Raw genomic sequence first — 15677 nt, 5'->3', positions numbered from 1 at the left:
CCTCTTGGTTTAAAACAGGAAGTATCGCTGCGCCATGGGCAGTTTGACCGCCGGCTCACAAGTCAGCAGCTGGCCATCGGCGCGCACGGTGTAGGTTTGCGCGTCGATCTCCATCACTGGCAGGTAGCTGTTGTGCACCATGTGCTGCTTGCGCACGCCGCGAATGTTCTTCACCGCGGCCACGTTCTTGGCCAGGCCAAAGCGCTCTTTCACACCCGCGTTGAACCCGGCTTGCGACACGAAGGTGAACGAGCCCTTGTGCAGCGCACCGCCAAACGCGCCGAACATGGGGCGGTAGTGCACGGGCTGCGGCGTGGGAATGGAGGCATTGGGGTCGCCCATGGCCGCAAAGGCGATAAAGCCGCCCTTGAGGATGAGCGCGGGTTTGACGCCGAAGAAGGCCGGTTTCCACACCACCAGGTCGCCCCACTTGCCAACTTCAATTGAGCCCACTTCGTGGCTGATGCCGTGGGCGATGGCCGGGTTGATGGTGTACTTGGCCACATAGCGCTTGGCGCGGAAGTTGTCGTTGCGCACCGAGTCTTCGGGCAGGGTGCCGCGCTGCGCCTTCATCTTGTCGGCCGTCTGCCAGGTGCGGATGATGACTTCGCCGACGCGGCCCATGGCCTGGCTGTCGCTGCTCATCATGCTGATGGCGCCCATGTCGTGCAGGATGTCTTCGGCCGCAATGGTTTCCTTGCGGATGCGGCTTTCGGCAAAGGCCAGATCCTCGGCAATACCGGCGTCCAGGTGGTGGCAGACCATCAGCATGTCCACATGCTCATCCAGCGTGTTCTGCGTATAGGGCATGGTGGGGTTGGTGGAACTGGGCAGGAAGTTGTCCTGGCCCACCACACGCAGGATGTCGGGTGCGTGGCCGCCCCCCGCGCCTTCGGTGTGGAAGGCGCAGAGGCCGCGGCCCTTGGTGGCGGCGATGGTGTCCTCCACAAAGCCCGATTCGTTGAGCGTGTCGGAGTGGATGGCGACCTGCGTGTCGGTGGCGTCGGCCACGTCCAGGCAGTTGCTGATGGCGCTGGGCGTGGTGCCCCAGTCTTCATGCAGCTTCAGGCCGATTACGCCGGCGTTGATCTGCTCGTGCAGCGCGGCGGGCAGGCTCGCATTGCCCTTGCCCAAGAAACCGAGGTTCATGGGGAAGGCGTCTGCCGCCTGCAGCATGCGTTCGATGTTCCAGGGGCCGGGCGTGCAGGTGGTGGCAAAGGTGCCCGTGGCCGGGCCGGTGCCGCCGCCCAGCATGGTGGTCACGCCGCTGGCCAGGGCCTCTTCGATCTGCTGCGGGCAGATGAAGTGGATGTGGCTGTCGATGCCGCCGGCGGTGACGATATTGCCCTCGCAGCTGATGACCTCGGTGCCAGGGCCGATGATGATGTCCACGCCGGGTTGGGTGTCGGGGTTGCCGGCCTTGCCGATGGCGACGATGCGCCCGCCTTTCAAGCCAATGTCGGCCTTGACGATGCCCCAGTGGTCCAGGATCAGCGCGTTGGTCATCACGCAGTCCACGGCGCCTTCCGCGCGCGTCTTCTGCGACTGCGCCATGCCATCGCGGATGGTCTTGCCACCGCCGAACTTCACCTCTTCGCCATAGGCACCTGCCGCCAGCGTGTAGTCCTTCTCCACCTCGATGAGCAGACCGGTGTCGGCCAGGCGCACACGGTCACCCGTGGTGGGGCCAAAAATTTCCGCGTAGGCGCGGCGTCCAATCGTTGCCATTACAGTTTTCCTTGTACGAGGCCGCGAAAGCCGTAGACCACGCGGTCACCGGCCAGGTCCACCAGTTCCACGGTGCGTTGCTGTCCGGGCTCAAAGCGCACGGCCGAGCCGGAAGGAATGTTCAGTCGCATGCCTTGTGCGGCTGCGCGGTCAAAGCCCAGCGCGCCGTTGGTCTCGGCAAAGTGGTAGTGCGAGCCGACCTGGATGGGGCGGTCCGCGGTGTTCTGCACCACCACCGTCAACGTGCGGCGGCCGGTGTTGAGGGCGTGCTCGCCCTCGTCGCAAAGAATTTCGCCGGGGGTCATGTCGGGGCCCTCAGACTTGGGTGAACAGGTACACGCCGGCAAAGCCCAGCAGGGTCCCCAGGCTGCCCAGCACCACTGTGCTGCGCGCGGCCAGCCGGCGGCGGATGGACACGCCCAGACCCACGCCGCCCAAATGCAGCGCGGCCGTGGTCAGCAGGAACCCGGCGGCGTAGCCGGCAAAGCCGGTTGCTGGTGTTTCCGCACCATGGGCCAGGCCATGCAGCGAGGCGGCCGCGGCGACGAGCCCCAGGCCCAGGGCTCTGGGCACGGGTGTGGCCGCGACGATGAGCATGGCGCCAAACAGCACTACCGACAGTGCAATCGCATGTTCCAGGTAGGGCAGCGTCACGCCGCTGGCACCCAGCACCGCGCTTGCCACCAGGGCCAGCAGGAAGGTGGCGGGGCCTTGCCAGGCCTGGCGGGCGGGCAGGGCGGCTACGGACCAGACGCCCACGGCCAACATGGCCAGCAGGTGGTCCAGGCCGAAGGGGTGCACCAGGCCTTCCATGAAACTCTCGGTTCCATGTCCTGTATGGGCGCTAGCCCCCGTGGATATTGCGCAAGCAGCTATCAAAAGAAGAGCGTTTTTCAATGAGGGTCGCATACAGTCTCCGTGGGCTGGGTGTTCAGACAATGGGTTGGTGGACGGTGACTAATTTCGTACCGTCAGGGAAGGTGGCTTCCACCTGGATGTCGGGGATCATCTCGGCGATGCCGTCCATCACGTCGGCGCGGGTCAGCACGGCGCGGCCTTCGCTCATGAGCTGGGCCACGGTCTTGCCGTCGCGCGCGCCTTCCATCACGGCGGCGCTGATCAGGGCAATGGCTTCGGGGTAGTTGAGTTTCAGGCCACGGGCCTTGCGTCGCTCGGCCAGCAGGCCGGCGGTGAAGATCAGCAGCTTGTCTTTTTCTCGGGGCGTGAGTTCCATGGCGGTATTCGGTTTTTTGGAGATTGCACTGTAAGCAATCCCTGTGCCTTTCGCTATACGCCAAACGCCCCAGTCGGGTGGCATGAAATCTGCACCCCTGGTGCTGTGCACGCTCCGCCCACCCTGCCGCCTCCTGCCGAAGCCCCCGCCCAGCGGGTGGTGAAGATCCGCCGCGACTACAACAATTGGGTGGCCAGCGAGACCATGGAGGACTACGCCCTGCGCTACGCTCCGCAGCGGTTCCGCAAGTGGTCTACCTTCCGGGTGGCCAACACGGCGTTTGGCGCCTCGTCCTTCCTGATTCTGGAGGCCGTGGGCGCCACGCTGCTGGTGCAATACGGCTATGTGAACGCGCTGTGGGCCATCCTGGCCACGGGGCTGGTGATCTTTCTGGCCGGTCTGCCTATTAGCGTGTACGCCGCCCGCTACGGCGTGGACATGGACCTGCTGACCCGCGGCGCGGGCTTTGGCTACATCGGATCCACGCTCACCTCGCTCATCTACGCGTCCTTCACCTTCATCTTCTTCGCGCTGGAGGCCGCCGTGATGGCCTATGCGCTGGAGCTGGCGCTGGACATTCCCCCCACCTGGGGCTACCTGATCTGTGCGCTGGTCGTCATCCCGCTGGTCACCCACGGCGTGTCCACCATCAGCCGCCTGCAGATCTGGACCCAACCGCTGTGGCTGGTGATGCTGGTGGTGCCGTTTGGCTTTGTTTTGGTGCGTGACCCCGCCGTGTTTGCCGGCATTACGCACTATGGTGGTGAGCTTGGGCAGGGGGGCGTCTTCAATTTGCACTTGTTTGGTGCGGCATTGACGGTGGGCATCGCCCTGATTACCCAAATGGGGGAGCAGGCCGACTACCTGCGCTTCATGCCTGCGCAAACGGCTGCCAACCGGCGCCGCTGGTGGCTGGGCGTGCTGGTGGGCGGGCCAGGCTGGGTACTGCTGGGTGTCGTCAAGATGCTGGGCGGTGCCTACCTGGCCTACCTGGCCATCCAGCACAGTGTGCCCATCGACCGCGCCGTGGACCCCAACCAGATGTACCTGGCGGCCTATGAGTACGTGTTTCCGTCCCTGGGCTGGGCGGTGGCGGCCACGGCCGTCTTCGTGGTGGTGTCGCAGCTCAAGATCAATGTGACCAACGCCTATGCGGGCTCGCTGGCCTGGAGCAACTTTTTCTCGCGCCTGACCCACAGCCACCCCGGGCGCGTGGTGTGGGTGTTGTTCAACAGCGTCATCGCCTTCATGCTCATGGAGATGAATGTGTTCCAGGCGCTGGGCGATGTGTTGGGCCTGTACTCCAACATCGCTATCGCCTGGATCATGGCAGTGGTGGCCGACCTTGTCATCAACAAGCCGCTGGGCCTGTCGCCCAAGGGCATCGAGTTCAAGCGCGCCTACCTGTTTGACATCAACCCCGTGGGCGTGGGCGCGATGGCGCTGGCGTCCGGTTTGTCGATCGCGGCGTATCTGGGCTTCTTTGGCGAACTGGCGCGGGCCTTTTCCGCGGTGGTGGCGCTGGTCACCGCCATGGTCACGGCGCCGCTGATTGCCTGGGCGACAAAAGGCAAGTACTACCTGGCGCGCCAGCCGACCGATGCATCCAGCCAGGGCAGCTATGCAAGGCTGGCCGTGCGCCGCTGTGTGATCTGCGAGCGTGAATATGAGGGCCCCGACATGGCCCACTGCCCGGCCTACCAGGGCCCCATCTGTTCGCTGTGCTGCACGCTGGACGCGCGCTGTGGCGACGTGTGCAAACCGCACGCCAACCTGTCCACCCAATGGTCGGCCGCGCTGCGCTGGCTGTTGCCCAAACCCGTGTGGCCGTTTTTGGACACGGGGCTGGGGCACTTCATCTTGCTCATGCTCATCATCGTGCCGCTGCTGGCCACGGTGTTTGGCATGTTCTACACACAAGAGCTGGGCGCACTGGCCGCCATGACTGAACAACAGGCCGCCTTGCAGGCCTCGCTGCGCTCGGGCTTTACCAAGGCGTTTGCCGCGCTCATGCTGATGTCGGGCATCGTGGCTTGGTGGCTGGTGTTGGCGCACAAGAGCCGCCAGGTGGCGCAGGAAGAATCGAACCGGCAAACCCATTTGCTGATGCGCGAGATCGAATCGCATCGCCAGACCGACGAGGCCTTGCAAGATGCCAAGCTGCTGGCCGAACGTGCCAAGCAGGCCGCCGAAGCTGCCAACCAGGCCAAGAGCCGCTACATCAGCGCCATCAGCCACGAGCTGCGCACGCCGCTCAACAGCATCCTGGGCTACGCGCAGCTCATGGGTGAAGACGCTTCCATCCCGGCACACCGCAAGCAAGCGGTCAGCGTGATCAAGCGCGGGGGCGAGCATTTGCTGTCGCTCATCGAAGGCACGCTGGACATGGCCCACATCGAGAGCGGCAAGCTCACGCTGAATGTGAAGCCCATGCAGTTCGCCAGCGGCATGCACGAGATCGCCGGTATGTTCGAGCTGCAAGCCGCGGCCAAGGGCCTGCAGTTCCACTTCGAGGTGCAAGGCACCATTCCCGAGTGGGTGCGAGCCGATGAAAAACGCGTGCGCCAGATTTTCTTCAACCTGCTGGGGAATGCCATCAAGTTCACCCAGCAAGGCAGTGTGACGCTGCGTTTGCGCTATGCGCGCGAGATGGCCCAGGTGGAGGTGCGCGACACCGGCCCTGGCATGGCGCAGGAGGATTTGGACCGCATCTTCGAGCCCTTCACGCGCGGCGCCAGCGCGGCCGGTGGTACGGCGGGCTCGGGCCTGGGTCTGACGATTGCCAAGATGCTGACCGACCTGATGGGTGGCGAGCTGTCGGCCACCACGGCGCTGGGTGAGGGCTCGGTGTTCCAGGTTCGGCTGTTCCTGCCCGAGCTGCATTTGCCCGCAGGCCCGGTCGAATCGACCCTGCCCGCAGCTGTGCGCAAGCCGCGCTTGGGCTATATGGGTGCCCGCCGCAAGGTGCTGGTGGTGGACAACGAAGAGGCCGACCGCGAGCTGTTGGTGAGCCTGCTGCAGCCGCTGGGCTTTGAGGTGCGCACCGCCGCCAGTGGCCACGACTGTCTGGATTTGCTGGCCGCGGGTCTGCAGCCCGATGTGGTGCTGCTGGACCTGGCCATGCCAGGCATCGACGGCTGGGAGACCCTGCGCCGCATCCGCGCCAACCCCGCGTTGGGTGGCGCGCAGCCGCAGGTGGCCATTGTGTCGGCCAATGCGTTTGACCGCGGGCTGGACAACGGCCTGGGTCTGCCGCCCGAAGACTTCATCGTCAAGCCCGTGCGCCACAGCGAGCTGCTGGACTGGCTGGAGCGCCGCCTGGCGCTGCAGTGGCAAGACGTGGCCGCGAGCCCGGTGCGCGCCGCGCCCGTGCCGCCGGCCGTCGCGCCTGCGGTGCTGCCGCCGCGCGAGGAGTGCCTGGCCCTGCAGGAGCTGGTGCGGCTGGGCTTTTACCGCGGCATCATGAACAAGCTGGACGCGATCGACGCTGCCCACCCCGAATGCACGGCGTTCACCCAGTCCATGGCGGCGCTGGCGCGGCAGTACCAGTTCGAGTCCATGGCCGCCCAATTACAGAAAGCGCTGGATGCAAGCCCCACCCATTGACTCCCTGGATCGCGCCAACAGCGACGTGGTGCTGATCGTCGACGACGTGCCCGACAACCTGTCGGTGCTGCACGATGCGCTGGATGAATCGGGTTACACGGTGCTCATCGCCACCTCGGGTGAGGCTGCGCTGCAACGCGCCACGCAGGGCCTGCCCGATGTCATTCTGCTGGACGCCATGATGCCCGGCATGGATGGCTTTGAGGTGGCACGCCGCCTCAAGGCTGCGCCGCACACCACACACATTCCCATCATCTTCATGACCGGGTTGACCGAGACGGAATACCTGGTGGCCGCGCTCGAGAGTGGTGGTGTGGACTATGTGACCAAGCCCATCAAGCCCAAGGAAGTGCTGGCCCGCATGGGCGTGCACCTAGCCGGCGCGCGGGAGCGGCGCCAGACGCGCAACGCGCTGGATGCCTTTGGCTACGCCACCATCACCGTGCGTGCGGCCGACGGCTGCCTCATGTGGCAAACCCCGCTGGCGCGCGACCTGCTGGAGCGCTACTGCGGCACCCATGCACCGCAAACCCCGCCTGAGCTGCGCACCTGGCTGAAGGCCTGTGTTCAGACACTGGAGCGCGGTGGCGAGCCCGCCAAACTGAGCCTGGAACGTGGCCCCAAACGCCTGACCTTTCGCCTGCACCAGCAAATTGGCGACAGCGATGCGGGGGGTGACTGGCTCATCGTGATGCGCGAGGTGTCCGATACGGCCGTCATTGAAGCCATGAGCTTGTCCTTCAAGCTCACCGCGAAGGAGGCCGAGGTGCTCTACTGGGTCGTCAAGGGCAAAACCAACAAGGACATCGGCGACATCCTGGGCAGCAGCCCCATGACGGTAAAGAAGCATCTGGAGCGTGTGTTTGTGAAGCTGGGCGTGGAGACGCGCACGGCGGCGGCGGGCATGGCCATGTCGCGGATTCGGCAGTTGCATCCACAGTTCGAGGGGTAGCTACAGGGCCGTGTGCCGGGTGGCGTTCGGGCGTACCATGCGGGGATTCAGGCTGCTGGGGTTTTGCCCTTGCGCCTACCTGCCCAAAGGACGCCATGCGCATCTTGTCCCAGTCTGCTGCCGCCACGACAATGAAGCGCATGACGCTGCAATGGTCTTGTTGCTGCCTGTGGCTGGCCTGCCTTCCCCTGATGGGTATGTCTGCTGCTGGCGCGCAGACGCTCGTGTTGGCGGCGGCGGACAGTGTTCCAACTGCCTACGTGGAAAACGGCAAACAGACCGGACTGCTGGTTGATGTCATCAATGAAGCGTTCAAGCGGGCGGGCTATCCGGTTGAGATCGCCATCATGCCCTGGGCCCGCTGCCTGGCAGAGGTCAAGGCCGGCAGGATCGATGGCATCTTCTCGGTCTATCAGACCCGTGAGCGCCAAGAGTTTTTGACCTACGCAGACGAGGTGCTGATTACCCAGGTGCAGGCATTCTTCGTTCGCAAGGATTCGGCCATTACCTTTGATGGCGATTTGAACAAGCTTTCAGAGCTGCGCATTGGGATCATCAACCAAACCAGCTATGGCCCTCGTTTGGATTCTGCGCTGGAAAAAGGGGTGTTCAAGAAGGTGGATCTTGCAAATAGCGCGTCCGCCAATATCAAAAAACTACTGGTTGATCGTGTTGACGTGGTCCCGTCGTATCGCCACGTGGCCCTCGATTCGGCCAGAACGATGGGTCTGGCAGGATCGATCAAAGAGTTGTCCCCGGCCATTGAAGCCATCCCCAGCTATCTGGCGTTTACCAATAAGAAGGACTACGCCAAAGTCATCAGTGCCTACAACCAGGCACTTCGGGCGATGAAAAAAGACGGAACCTACGACGCAATATTCAACAAATACCTTGCCGGTTCTGAGTCGCGTAAGGCGAATCCGGATTTGCAATGAATGGATACTGGCACTGCGACAATCACCGCATGAGCACCGATTCGCCCAAGCCTGCCGCCGCTGCCAAGCAAGCCAACAACCCCCTGCACAGCAAAACACTGGAGGCCATCGTGACTGAGTTGGCCGAGTACTACGGCTGGGACGGGCTCGGTGAACGCATTCCCGTGCGCTGCTTTACGTTGGACCCGAGCGTGGGCTCCAGCCTCAAGTTTTTGCGCAAAACACCCTGGGCGCGGGAGAAGGTGGAGGGGCTGTATTTGTTCATGTTGCGCGAGATGCGCCGCTCAGGTCGCCAACCTTGACCGCCCATCGGCTCGCGCCTGTCCGTTCGGACTAATTCGGGAACTTATTAATTCAAAAATTTTGGAATTGATCGTCAATTCAATTCAAAATTGAAAAACGAATGTCCCCCTAGACTCCGGGGCATGGCAATCTCTTCCGCTTCCAACGATACCCCGGCAATTCAGCGTTACAGCCTCACGGCCATCGTGCTGCACTGGGTGCTGGGGCTGGCAATTTTGGGGCTGTTTGGTGTGGGTCTGTACATGGCGGATCTGCCGTTTTCGCCCATGCGTCTAAAGCTGTACAACTGGCACAAGTGGGCCGGCATCACGCTGTTGACGTTGTCGGTGCTGCGCCTGCTTTGGCGCCTCACCCACCGTCCGCCGGCGCTGCCCGGGCACATTGCCCAAGCCATGCCAATCTGGCAGCACTGGGCACACAACGCCACCCACTACGCGCTCTACGCCTTGTTTTTTGCCGTGCCCCTGATTGGCTGGGCCTACAGTTCCGCAGCAGGCTTTCCCATCGTGGTGTTTGGCGTGGTGCCGTTGCCAGACTTTGTGCCGGCCGACAAGGCCTTGTCCGAGCTCATCAAGCCGTGGCATGAGATCAGTGCCTTTGCGCTGGTGGCCTTGGCCGTGGTGCATGCCGCTGCAGCTTTCAAACACCAGTGGCTGGACCGCGACGGCCTGATAGGCCGCATGCTGCCCGGCCGCGGTTGATTCCCTCTCTTCTTTGACTTTGGAACCTGTATGAAACCCTCTCGTCTTCTTGTGTCCGCCGTATGGGCCGTTTCCGCGCTGGGTGCGTCCGCTGCATTTGCCGAACAAAAACTGGTGCCCGCCCAAAGTGAAATCGTGTTTGTGAGCAAGCAAATGGGTGTGCCTGTGGAAGGCCGCTTCAAGAAGTTTGATGCGCAGATTGCGTTCGATCCCGCCAAGCCCGACACCAGCAAGATCGCCTTCACGGTGGACATCGCCAGCGCCACGCTGGGCGTGCCCGAGACCGACGCCGAACTGCCGCGCCCCAACTGGTTCAACACGGCCAAGTTCCCCCAGGCCAACTTCCAGTCCACGGCTGTCAAAGGCTTGGGTGGTGGCAAGTTTGAAGTGACAGGCAAGCTCAGCATCAAGGGTGCCAGCCGTGATGTGGTGGTGCCTGTGGTGCTGACACAGAGCGGTACCACCACCACGGTCACTGGCACTTTCCCGCTCAAGCGTCTGGCCTTCAAGATTGGCGAGAACGAGTGGGCCGACACCTCCATGGTGGCCGACGATGTGCAGGTCAAACTCAAGCTCGCGCTGACTGGCGTGGGCAAGCTCTAATTTTTCTCTTTCTTTTTCACCATCCCGCAAATCAGGAGTTTTCCCATGCGCACTTCCCTCATCGCTGCCGCCTTGGCGCTTTCCGCTTTCGCCGGTGCCGCCAGCGCCGAGTCCGCGACCTACAACCTGGATCCGTCGCACACGTTTCCCCGCTTCTCCTACAGTCACTTCGGTCTGTCGACCCAACAAAGCCGCTTCAACAACACCACCGGCACCGTAACGTTCGACCAGGCTGCCAAGACTGGCGCCGTGGATGTGGTGATTGACATGAAGGCTGTGGACACCGGCTTCACTGCGTTCAACGGCCACATCCAGGGCGAAGACTTTCTGGACACTGCCAAGTTCCCTACCGCTACCTTCAAGTCCACCAAGGTGGTATTTGATGGCGACAAGCCCGCCAGCGTGGAAGGCAACCTGACTATCAAGGGCGTGACCAAGCCCGCGACCCTGAAGATCGTGAACTTTGTGTCTACGACCCACCCCATGATGAAGAAAGACGTGATTGGCGCGGAAGCCACCACCACGATCAAGCGCTCCGAATTCGGTGCCGGCAAGTTTGCGCCCTACGTGGGCGACGACGTGACCATTACCATCGCGCTGGAAGCCGTCAAGCAGTAATCTCTGCCTGGCACCGGCCACAAGCCAGCCCGTGTGGCTGGCTTTTTTTATACCGATTTGCCTCTAGCCCGCGTAAAACCTTTGCCAATAGCTATTGAATGAGTAGCAAAATACTCTGGTTGATGGCTTTCTGTCCTGCGCTATGACTCCGTCCACTGCTCCTTCACCACCCGACTTCGCGCCCTGCGTGCTGCGGGTGCAAGGCTTGCGTTTCGGGTTTGCGGGCCAATGGCTGCCGCTGCCTGCGCAACTACAGATTCCATCCGGTGTGACCTGGCTGGGCGGTGGCGAAGGCCGGGGCAAAACCAGCCTGTTGCGTCTGTTGGCGGGTGATTTGCGCGCGCCGGGCAGCAGCTTGCAGTTGGGCGGCACGTCGTTGCACGCGCAACCCGTGGCCTACCGCCAGCAAGTAGCGTGGATGGACCCGCATACTGCGGCGTTTGACCAGGTCAGCGCCGCGCAGTTGTTCCAGACCACCGCTGCACGCTACCCGGAGTGGGACGCTGCTCTGCTGGCGGATTTGACCGAGGCCCTGGGTCTTGTGCCGCATGTGGAGAAGCCCTTGTACATGCTTTCCACTGGCTCCAAGCGCAAGGTGTGGCTGGCGGCGGCCCTGGCTTCGGGCGCCGCGCTCACCCTGTTGGATGAACCGTTTGCTGCGCTCGACAAGGCGTCCATTCGTTGCGTGTTGGCCTTGCTGCAAGAGGCCGCCGCCCACCCGCGCCGTGCCTGGGTGGTCGCCGACTACGAGCCGCCTGTTGGCGTGCCGCTATCCCAGACCCTCGACCTGGGTGACTGAATTTTTGAGGAGACCCACCATGTCCCAGCGCCTACCTACCTACTTCATCTCGCACGGCGGCGGCCCCTGGCCGTGGATGCCCGAGATGGCTGCCGCCATGCAGCCGTTGGCCCATTCGCTTTCCGACATTCCGCGCCAGCTGGGGCAAACGCCCAAGGCTGTGCTTATGGTCACCGCGCACTGGGAAGAACGTGCCTTCACGCTGGGCACGCACCCGCAGCCGGGCATGGTGTACGACTATGGCGGCTTCCCGCCCCACACCTACCAGATCGTGTACCCCGCACCGGGCGCGCCTGCGTTGGCGCAGCGTGTGCAGGTCCTGCTAGAGGCCGCAGGTTTGCCCGTGGCGCAGGATGCACAGCGTGGCTACGACCATGGGACTTTTGTGCCCTTGGCCGTGATGTACCCCGACGCTGACGTTCCCGTGTTGCAAATGTCCCTGCGCAAAGGTTTGGACCCGGCCGAACACCTGGCGCTGGGCCGCGCCCTGGCGCCGCTGCGCGACGAGGGCGTGCTCATTGTTGGCAGTGGCCTGAGTTACCACAACCTGCGCGCCTTTGGCCGCGCTGGTCAGGCACCTTCTGCGGCCTTTGACACCTGGCTGCAAGCCGCCATGGTGGCTCCGCCCGCTGCGCGCACGCAGGCCCTGCTGGACTGGGAGCAAGCCCCCGCCGCCCGCCTGTGCCACCCGCGCGAAGAGCACCTGCTGCCGCTCATGGTGGCCGTGGGCGCGGCAGAGGTCGATGCCGCCACCTGCGTCTACCACGAGGATGCGATTTTTGGTGGCGTGACGGCGTCGAGCTTCCGCATGGATGCGGTTTAGCGCAAGCTGCTTGTCTGGCGCCGTGCTGCTTGTTGAGCAGGCGGGGCCACCGGTGTAGGTGTTTTCCGCACTGTCGTGTACCAAGGGGCATGTGCCTAGAATGAGGGCCCCGTTTTTGGGGAGGAGTTGGGCCTTAAAAATAGATTCACATGCATGAAGACACGTTACCTTCCTTGAGCCAGGAGCTGCATCGGCTTCGAGAAAGCCTGGGCCTGGACCCGCTGCCGATGGAGTTGCTCACCCGGGCCGTTGAACAAAGTCCTTTTGGCATCGTGGTCATGGACTGCAATGGTCGGGTGGAATACTGCAACACCCGTTTTACCGCGATGACGGGCTACACCCTGCAGGACATTGGCGGAGCCCATCCCCTGGCCTGGAATCCGGCCGAGGAAATTCGCGCTATTTATCAACAGCTGCTGGCCGCGCAAACGCCCAATGACAGTTGGAATAGTGACTTTGAAAGCCAACGCAAGGACGGGTCCCGCTATTGGGAGCGCCAGGTGGTGTCCACCTTGCGTGATACCGACGGGCAGCACACCCATCTGATCGTCGTCAAGCAGGACATCACGGAGAGCAAGCGCAAGCGTGACGGCTATGAGCGCACCCGCCGCTTGCAGGAGCAGGCGCTCATCTCCAGCAGCAACGGCATCATGATCACCCGCAGCGATGCCGAGGATCACTCCATCGTCTACGTCAACCCGGCGTTCGAGCGCATTACCGGCTACACGGTGGAAGAAGTCATCGGGCGTGAAGGACGCTTTCTGGTGCGCGACGACCTGGCCCAACCAGCCCTTGAAATCATCCGCAACGCATTGCGCGGCAAGCGCGAAGCCACCGCTACTCTGCGCAACTACCGCAAGGATGGCACGCTGTTCTGGAACGAGTTGCACATCGCCCCGGTGCACGACCTCACCGGCGAGTCGACCACACATTTTGTCAGTGTGATCAACGACGTCAGTGAACGTGTGCAGTACCAGCAAGCCCTGGAATACCAGGCCAACCACGACAGCCTCACGGGTTTGGCTAACCGTAACCTGCTCAATGACCGCATCGAGCAGGCCATTGCCTGGGCTCGTCGCAACAACCATGTCATGGGCGTGATGCTGCTCGACCTGGACCACTTCAAGCGCATCAATGACGCCTCGGGTCACACCGCGGGTGACGCCCTGCTCAAGGAAGTGGCAGCGCGTTTGCGTGCTTGCGTCCGCGATACCGACACCGTGGCACGTTTGGGGGGCGATGAGTTTGTCATCATCCTCACCGATGTGCCGCAGCCGGACGACGTGGAGCGCATTGCAGCCAAAGTGCAGTCAGCCTTGGCACGGCCCATGGAAATCGTGGGCCGCGATATGGAGGTGACGGCCAGCATCGGTGTGGCGCTCTACCCCCGCGACGGCGACCACGGCGAGGTGCTGCTGCGCTACGCGGACATAGCCATGTACCGCGTCAAGGAACATGGCCGCAACAGCGTGCGTTGTTTTGTACCGGAAATGGGCTCGTCGGCCATCAGTCGCCTGGACATGGAAGCGGCCATGCGCCGCGGTCTGGAGCGCGGCGAATTTCTGTTGCACTACCAGCCCAAGATCGACCTAGCCAGCCAGCGTATTGTGGGGGCCGAGGCCCTGGTGCGTTGGCAACATCCGCAAATCGGCCTCATCCACCCCATCGAGTTCATTCACCTGGCCGAGGAGACGGGCCTGATCGTGCCCCTGGGCGAATGGGTGTTGGAGGAGGCTTGCCACCAGCAGGCGCGCTGGCGCGAGCAGGGTCTGGGGGCGCTCAAGCTGGCGGTCAATATGTCGGCGCGCCAGTTCCGGCTGGACGACCTGAGCGAGCGCGTAGCCGCCATCGTGCAGCGCACCGGAGTGGACCCGCAGCAAATTGTGCTGGAGCTGACCGAAAGCATGGTCATGCAGGACGTGGACACCACGCGCATGAGCCTGGTGGCACTCAAAAACCTGGGCCTGTCGCTGTCGCTGGACGATTTCGGCACCGGCTACTCCAGCCTGTCCTATTTGCGGCGTTTTCCGATTGATGAACTCAAGATCGACCGCTCCTTCATCAACGACATCCATTCCAACGAAGACGACGCCGCCATTGCCAGCGCCATCGTTGCCATGGCACACAGCCTCGGTTTGGCCGTGGTGGCTGAGGGGGTCGAGTGCAAAGAGCAGGCCGACTTGCTGGCAGGCATGGGGTGCTCGCAAGCGCAAGGCTATCTCTATGCCCGCCCCATGCCAGCCCAGGCCTTTCTCGACCGTGTGCGCGCACAGCCTTTGGTAAGCAAGCCATGAACAAAATCCAATGGCAAACTCTGAGTGCGGCGGAACTGGCGCTGTTGCTCAAACAGGCTCAGGTGCAGGAGGCGCGCGCCGTGGGCGGGTCGACCGTTTACCAGCTTCAGGTGGAGGGGCGTGAGCTGCTGGCGGTTTCGCTCCCCGATGGCCAGGCACTGCGCATGGAGCCGGTTTCCTGGCCCAGTGTCAACCGCCGTAGCCCGGCACGGGCTGCACGTCCTGCCAAGAGCTGATCCTGGCTGGCGTGGGCGCCCGGCGGCTGCGATCAGAGGAACATGCCGCCTGACGCCTCGATGCGTTGGGCGTTGACCCAGCGGTTGGCGGGTGTCAGTAGCGAGGCAATCATGGCGCCGATGTCGTCTGGCACACCGGTGCGCCCCAGTGCGGTGTTGGCCGCCACAAAGGCGTTGAGCTGCGCGTTGTCGCGCACTGCGCCGCCACCAAAGTCCGTCTCGATCGCGCCGGGTGCCACCACGTTCACCGCAATGCCACGCGGGCCCAGTTCCTTGGCCATGTAGCGTGTCAGCGTCTCGATGGCGCCCTTCATCGCGCCGTAGGCCGCATAGCCTGGCAGTGCAAAGCGGGCCAGGCCGCTGGAAAGGTTGACGATGCGTCCGCCGTCATTCATCAGCGGCAGCAGTTTTTGTGTGAGGAAGAACACGCCTTTGAAGTGGATGTTCATCAGCGTGTCGAACTGCGCCTCGGTGGTGTCCATCAGGCTGGCGTGCACGCCCACGCCGGCGTTGTTCACCAGGTGGTCAAAGCGCTCGCGCTGCCAGGTGGTTGCCAGCGCAGCCTTTACCTGCTCTGCAAAACCCGTAAAGCTGGCGCTGTTGCCGGTATCTAGCTGCAAAGCCACGGCGCGGCGGCCCAGTGCGGTGATCTGGTCCACCACGGCCTGCGCTTCGGCCGCCTGGCTGCGGTAGGTGAGGATGACGTCGCTGCCGTTGCGCGCCAGGTGCAGGGCGGTGTTCTTGCCCAAGCCGCGGCTGCCGCCGGTGACGAGTGCGATGGGGGTGGAGGCGGGGGTGGTAGACATGGAAACTTCCTTCAGGGGTTGGTGATGGAAGCGAGTCTA

General features: G+C 63.2%; 16 protein-coding genes. 11 read left to right on the top strand and 5 right to left on the bottom strand.

The genetic code is table 11. The features are described 5' to 3' along the window. Positions 1-9 precede the first annotated feature (9 nt). The 4 genes from ureC to ureA are packed head-to-tail and all read right to left on the bottom strand — an operon-like array spanning position 10 to position 2962. A complete protein-coding gene (gene ureC / locus AC07OE_RS17145) occupies positions 10-1728 on the bottom strand; it encodes an urease subunit alpha (protein ID WP_495071787.1) in 1719 nt (572 codons plus the stop codon). Continuing rightward, positions 1728-2033: an urease subunit beta gene (locus tag AC07OE_RS17140; RefSeq protein ID WP_315478770.1), complete on the bottom strand. Its 306-nt coding sequence runs from the start codon at positions 2031-2033 to the stop codon at positions 1728-1730. Before AC07OE_RS17140 ends, ureC begins: the two co-directional genes overlap by 1 nt. Positions 2034-2043: 10 nt before the next feature. Then, the gene (locus AC07OE_RS17135; RefSeq protein WP_495071786.1) at positions 2044-2637 is read right to left on the bottom strand and encodes a HupE/UreJ family protein; all 594 of its coding nucleotides are present in this window, start codon (positions 2635-2637) and stop codon (positions 2044-2046) included. Between the two features lie 22 nt (positions 2638-2659). Further along, a complete protein-coding gene (gene ureA, locus AC07OE_RS17130) occupies positions 2660-2962 on the bottom strand; it encodes an urease subunit gamma (RefSeq protein WP_029705516.1) in 303 nt (100 codons plus the stop codon). A 105-nt stretch (positions 2963-3067) separates the two neighbouring features. Between ureA and AC07OE_RS17125 the strand changes: the two genes are divergently transcribed. From AC07OE_RS17125 to AC07OE_RS17075, 11 genes are all read left to right on the top strand, one after another. Further along, a complete protein-coding gene (locus AC07OE_RS17125) occupies positions 3068-6568 on the top strand; it encodes a hybrid sensor histidine kinase/response regulator (RefSeq protein ID WP_495071785.1) in 3501 nt (1166 codons plus the stop codon). Then, positions 6549-7520: a response regulator gene (locus tag AC07OE_RS17120; protein WP_495071784.1), complete on the top strand. Its 972-nt coding sequence runs from the start codon at positions 6549-6551 to the stop codon at positions 7518-7520. The genes AC07OE_RS17125 and AC07OE_RS17120 overlap by 20 nt, the downstream gene beginning before the upstream one ends. A 95-nt stretch (positions 7521-7615) precedes the next feature. Then, positions 7616-8455 carry a substrate-binding periplasmic protein gene (locus AC07OE_RS17115; protein ID WP_495071783.1) on the top strand — a complete coding sequence of 280 codons (840 nt, stop codon included), beginning with the start codon at positions 7616-7618 and terminating at the stop codon, positions 8453-8455. A 29-nt stretch (positions 8456-8484) separates the two neighbouring features. Then, complete coding sequence (locus AC07OE_RS17110) at positions 8485-8757, top strand: VF530 family protein (protein ID WP_495071782.1); 273 nt, start codon at positions 8485-8487, stop codon at positions 8755-8757. A gap of 123 nt (positions 8758-8880) precedes the next feature. Further along, positions 8881-9459, top strand: a complete 579-nt coding sequence (locus tag AC07OE_RS17105; protein ID WP_495071781.1) for a cytochrome b — start codon at positions 8881-8883, stop codon at positions 9457-9459. A 30-nt stretch (positions 9460-9489) separates the two neighbouring features. Further along, positions 9490-10062 (top strand): YceI family protein, encoded by a 573-nt coding sequence (locus AC07OE_RS17100; RefSeq protein ID WP_495071780.1) that lies wholly within the window; start codon positions 9490-9492, stop codon positions 10060-10062. 45 nt (positions 10063-10107) lie between these two features. Then, entirely contained in the window at positions 10108-10680 is a 573-nt protein-coding gene (locus AC07OE_RS17095; RefSeq protein ID WP_495071779.1) for a YceI family protein, read from the top strand. Positions 10681-10822: 142 nt separating this feature from the next. Continuing rightward, positions 10823-11479, top strand: a complete 657-nt coding sequence (locus AC07OE_RS17090) for an ABC transporter ATP-binding protein (RefSeq protein WP_495071778.1) — start codon at positions 10823-10825, stop codon at positions 11477-11479. A gap of 19 nt (positions 11480-11498) precedes the next feature. Continuing rightward, complete coding sequence (locus AC07OE_RS17085) at positions 11499-12302, top strand: DODA-type extradiol aromatic ring-opening family dioxygenase (RefSeq protein WP_495071777.1); 804 nt, start codon at positions 11499-11501, stop codon at positions 12300-12302. Between the two features lie 149 nt (positions 12303-12451). Next, the gene (locus tag AC07OE_RS17080) at positions 12452-14596 is read left to right on the top strand and encodes a sensor domain-containing protein (protein ID WP_495071776.1); all 2145 of its coding nucleotides are present in this window, start codon (positions 12452-12454) and stop codon (positions 14594-14596) included. Beyond that, entirely contained in the window at positions 14593-14832 is a 240-nt protein-coding gene (locus AC07OE_RS17075; RefSeq protein WP_495071775.1) for a hypothetical protein, read from the top strand. Before AC07OE_RS17080 ends, AC07OE_RS17075 begins: the two co-directional genes overlap by 4 nt. A 32-nt stretch (positions 14833-14864) precedes the next feature. On the opposite strand, the gene AC07OE_RS17070 is transcribed toward AC07OE_RS17075, so the two are convergent. Continuing rightward, positions 14865-15638: an SDR family NAD(P)-dependent oxidoreductase gene (locus AC07OE_RS17070; RefSeq protein ID WP_495071774.1), complete on the bottom strand. Its 774-nt coding sequence runs from the start codon at positions 15636-15638 to the stop codon at positions 14865-14867. Positions 15639-15677 lie beyond the last annotated feature (39 nt).

The organism is Rhodoferax sp. GW821-FHT09E07 (assembly GCF_059416145.1).
The sequence above is the reverse complement of the archived record's forward strand: the minus strand, read 5'-3'. Positions and strand labels throughout refer to the sequence as shown.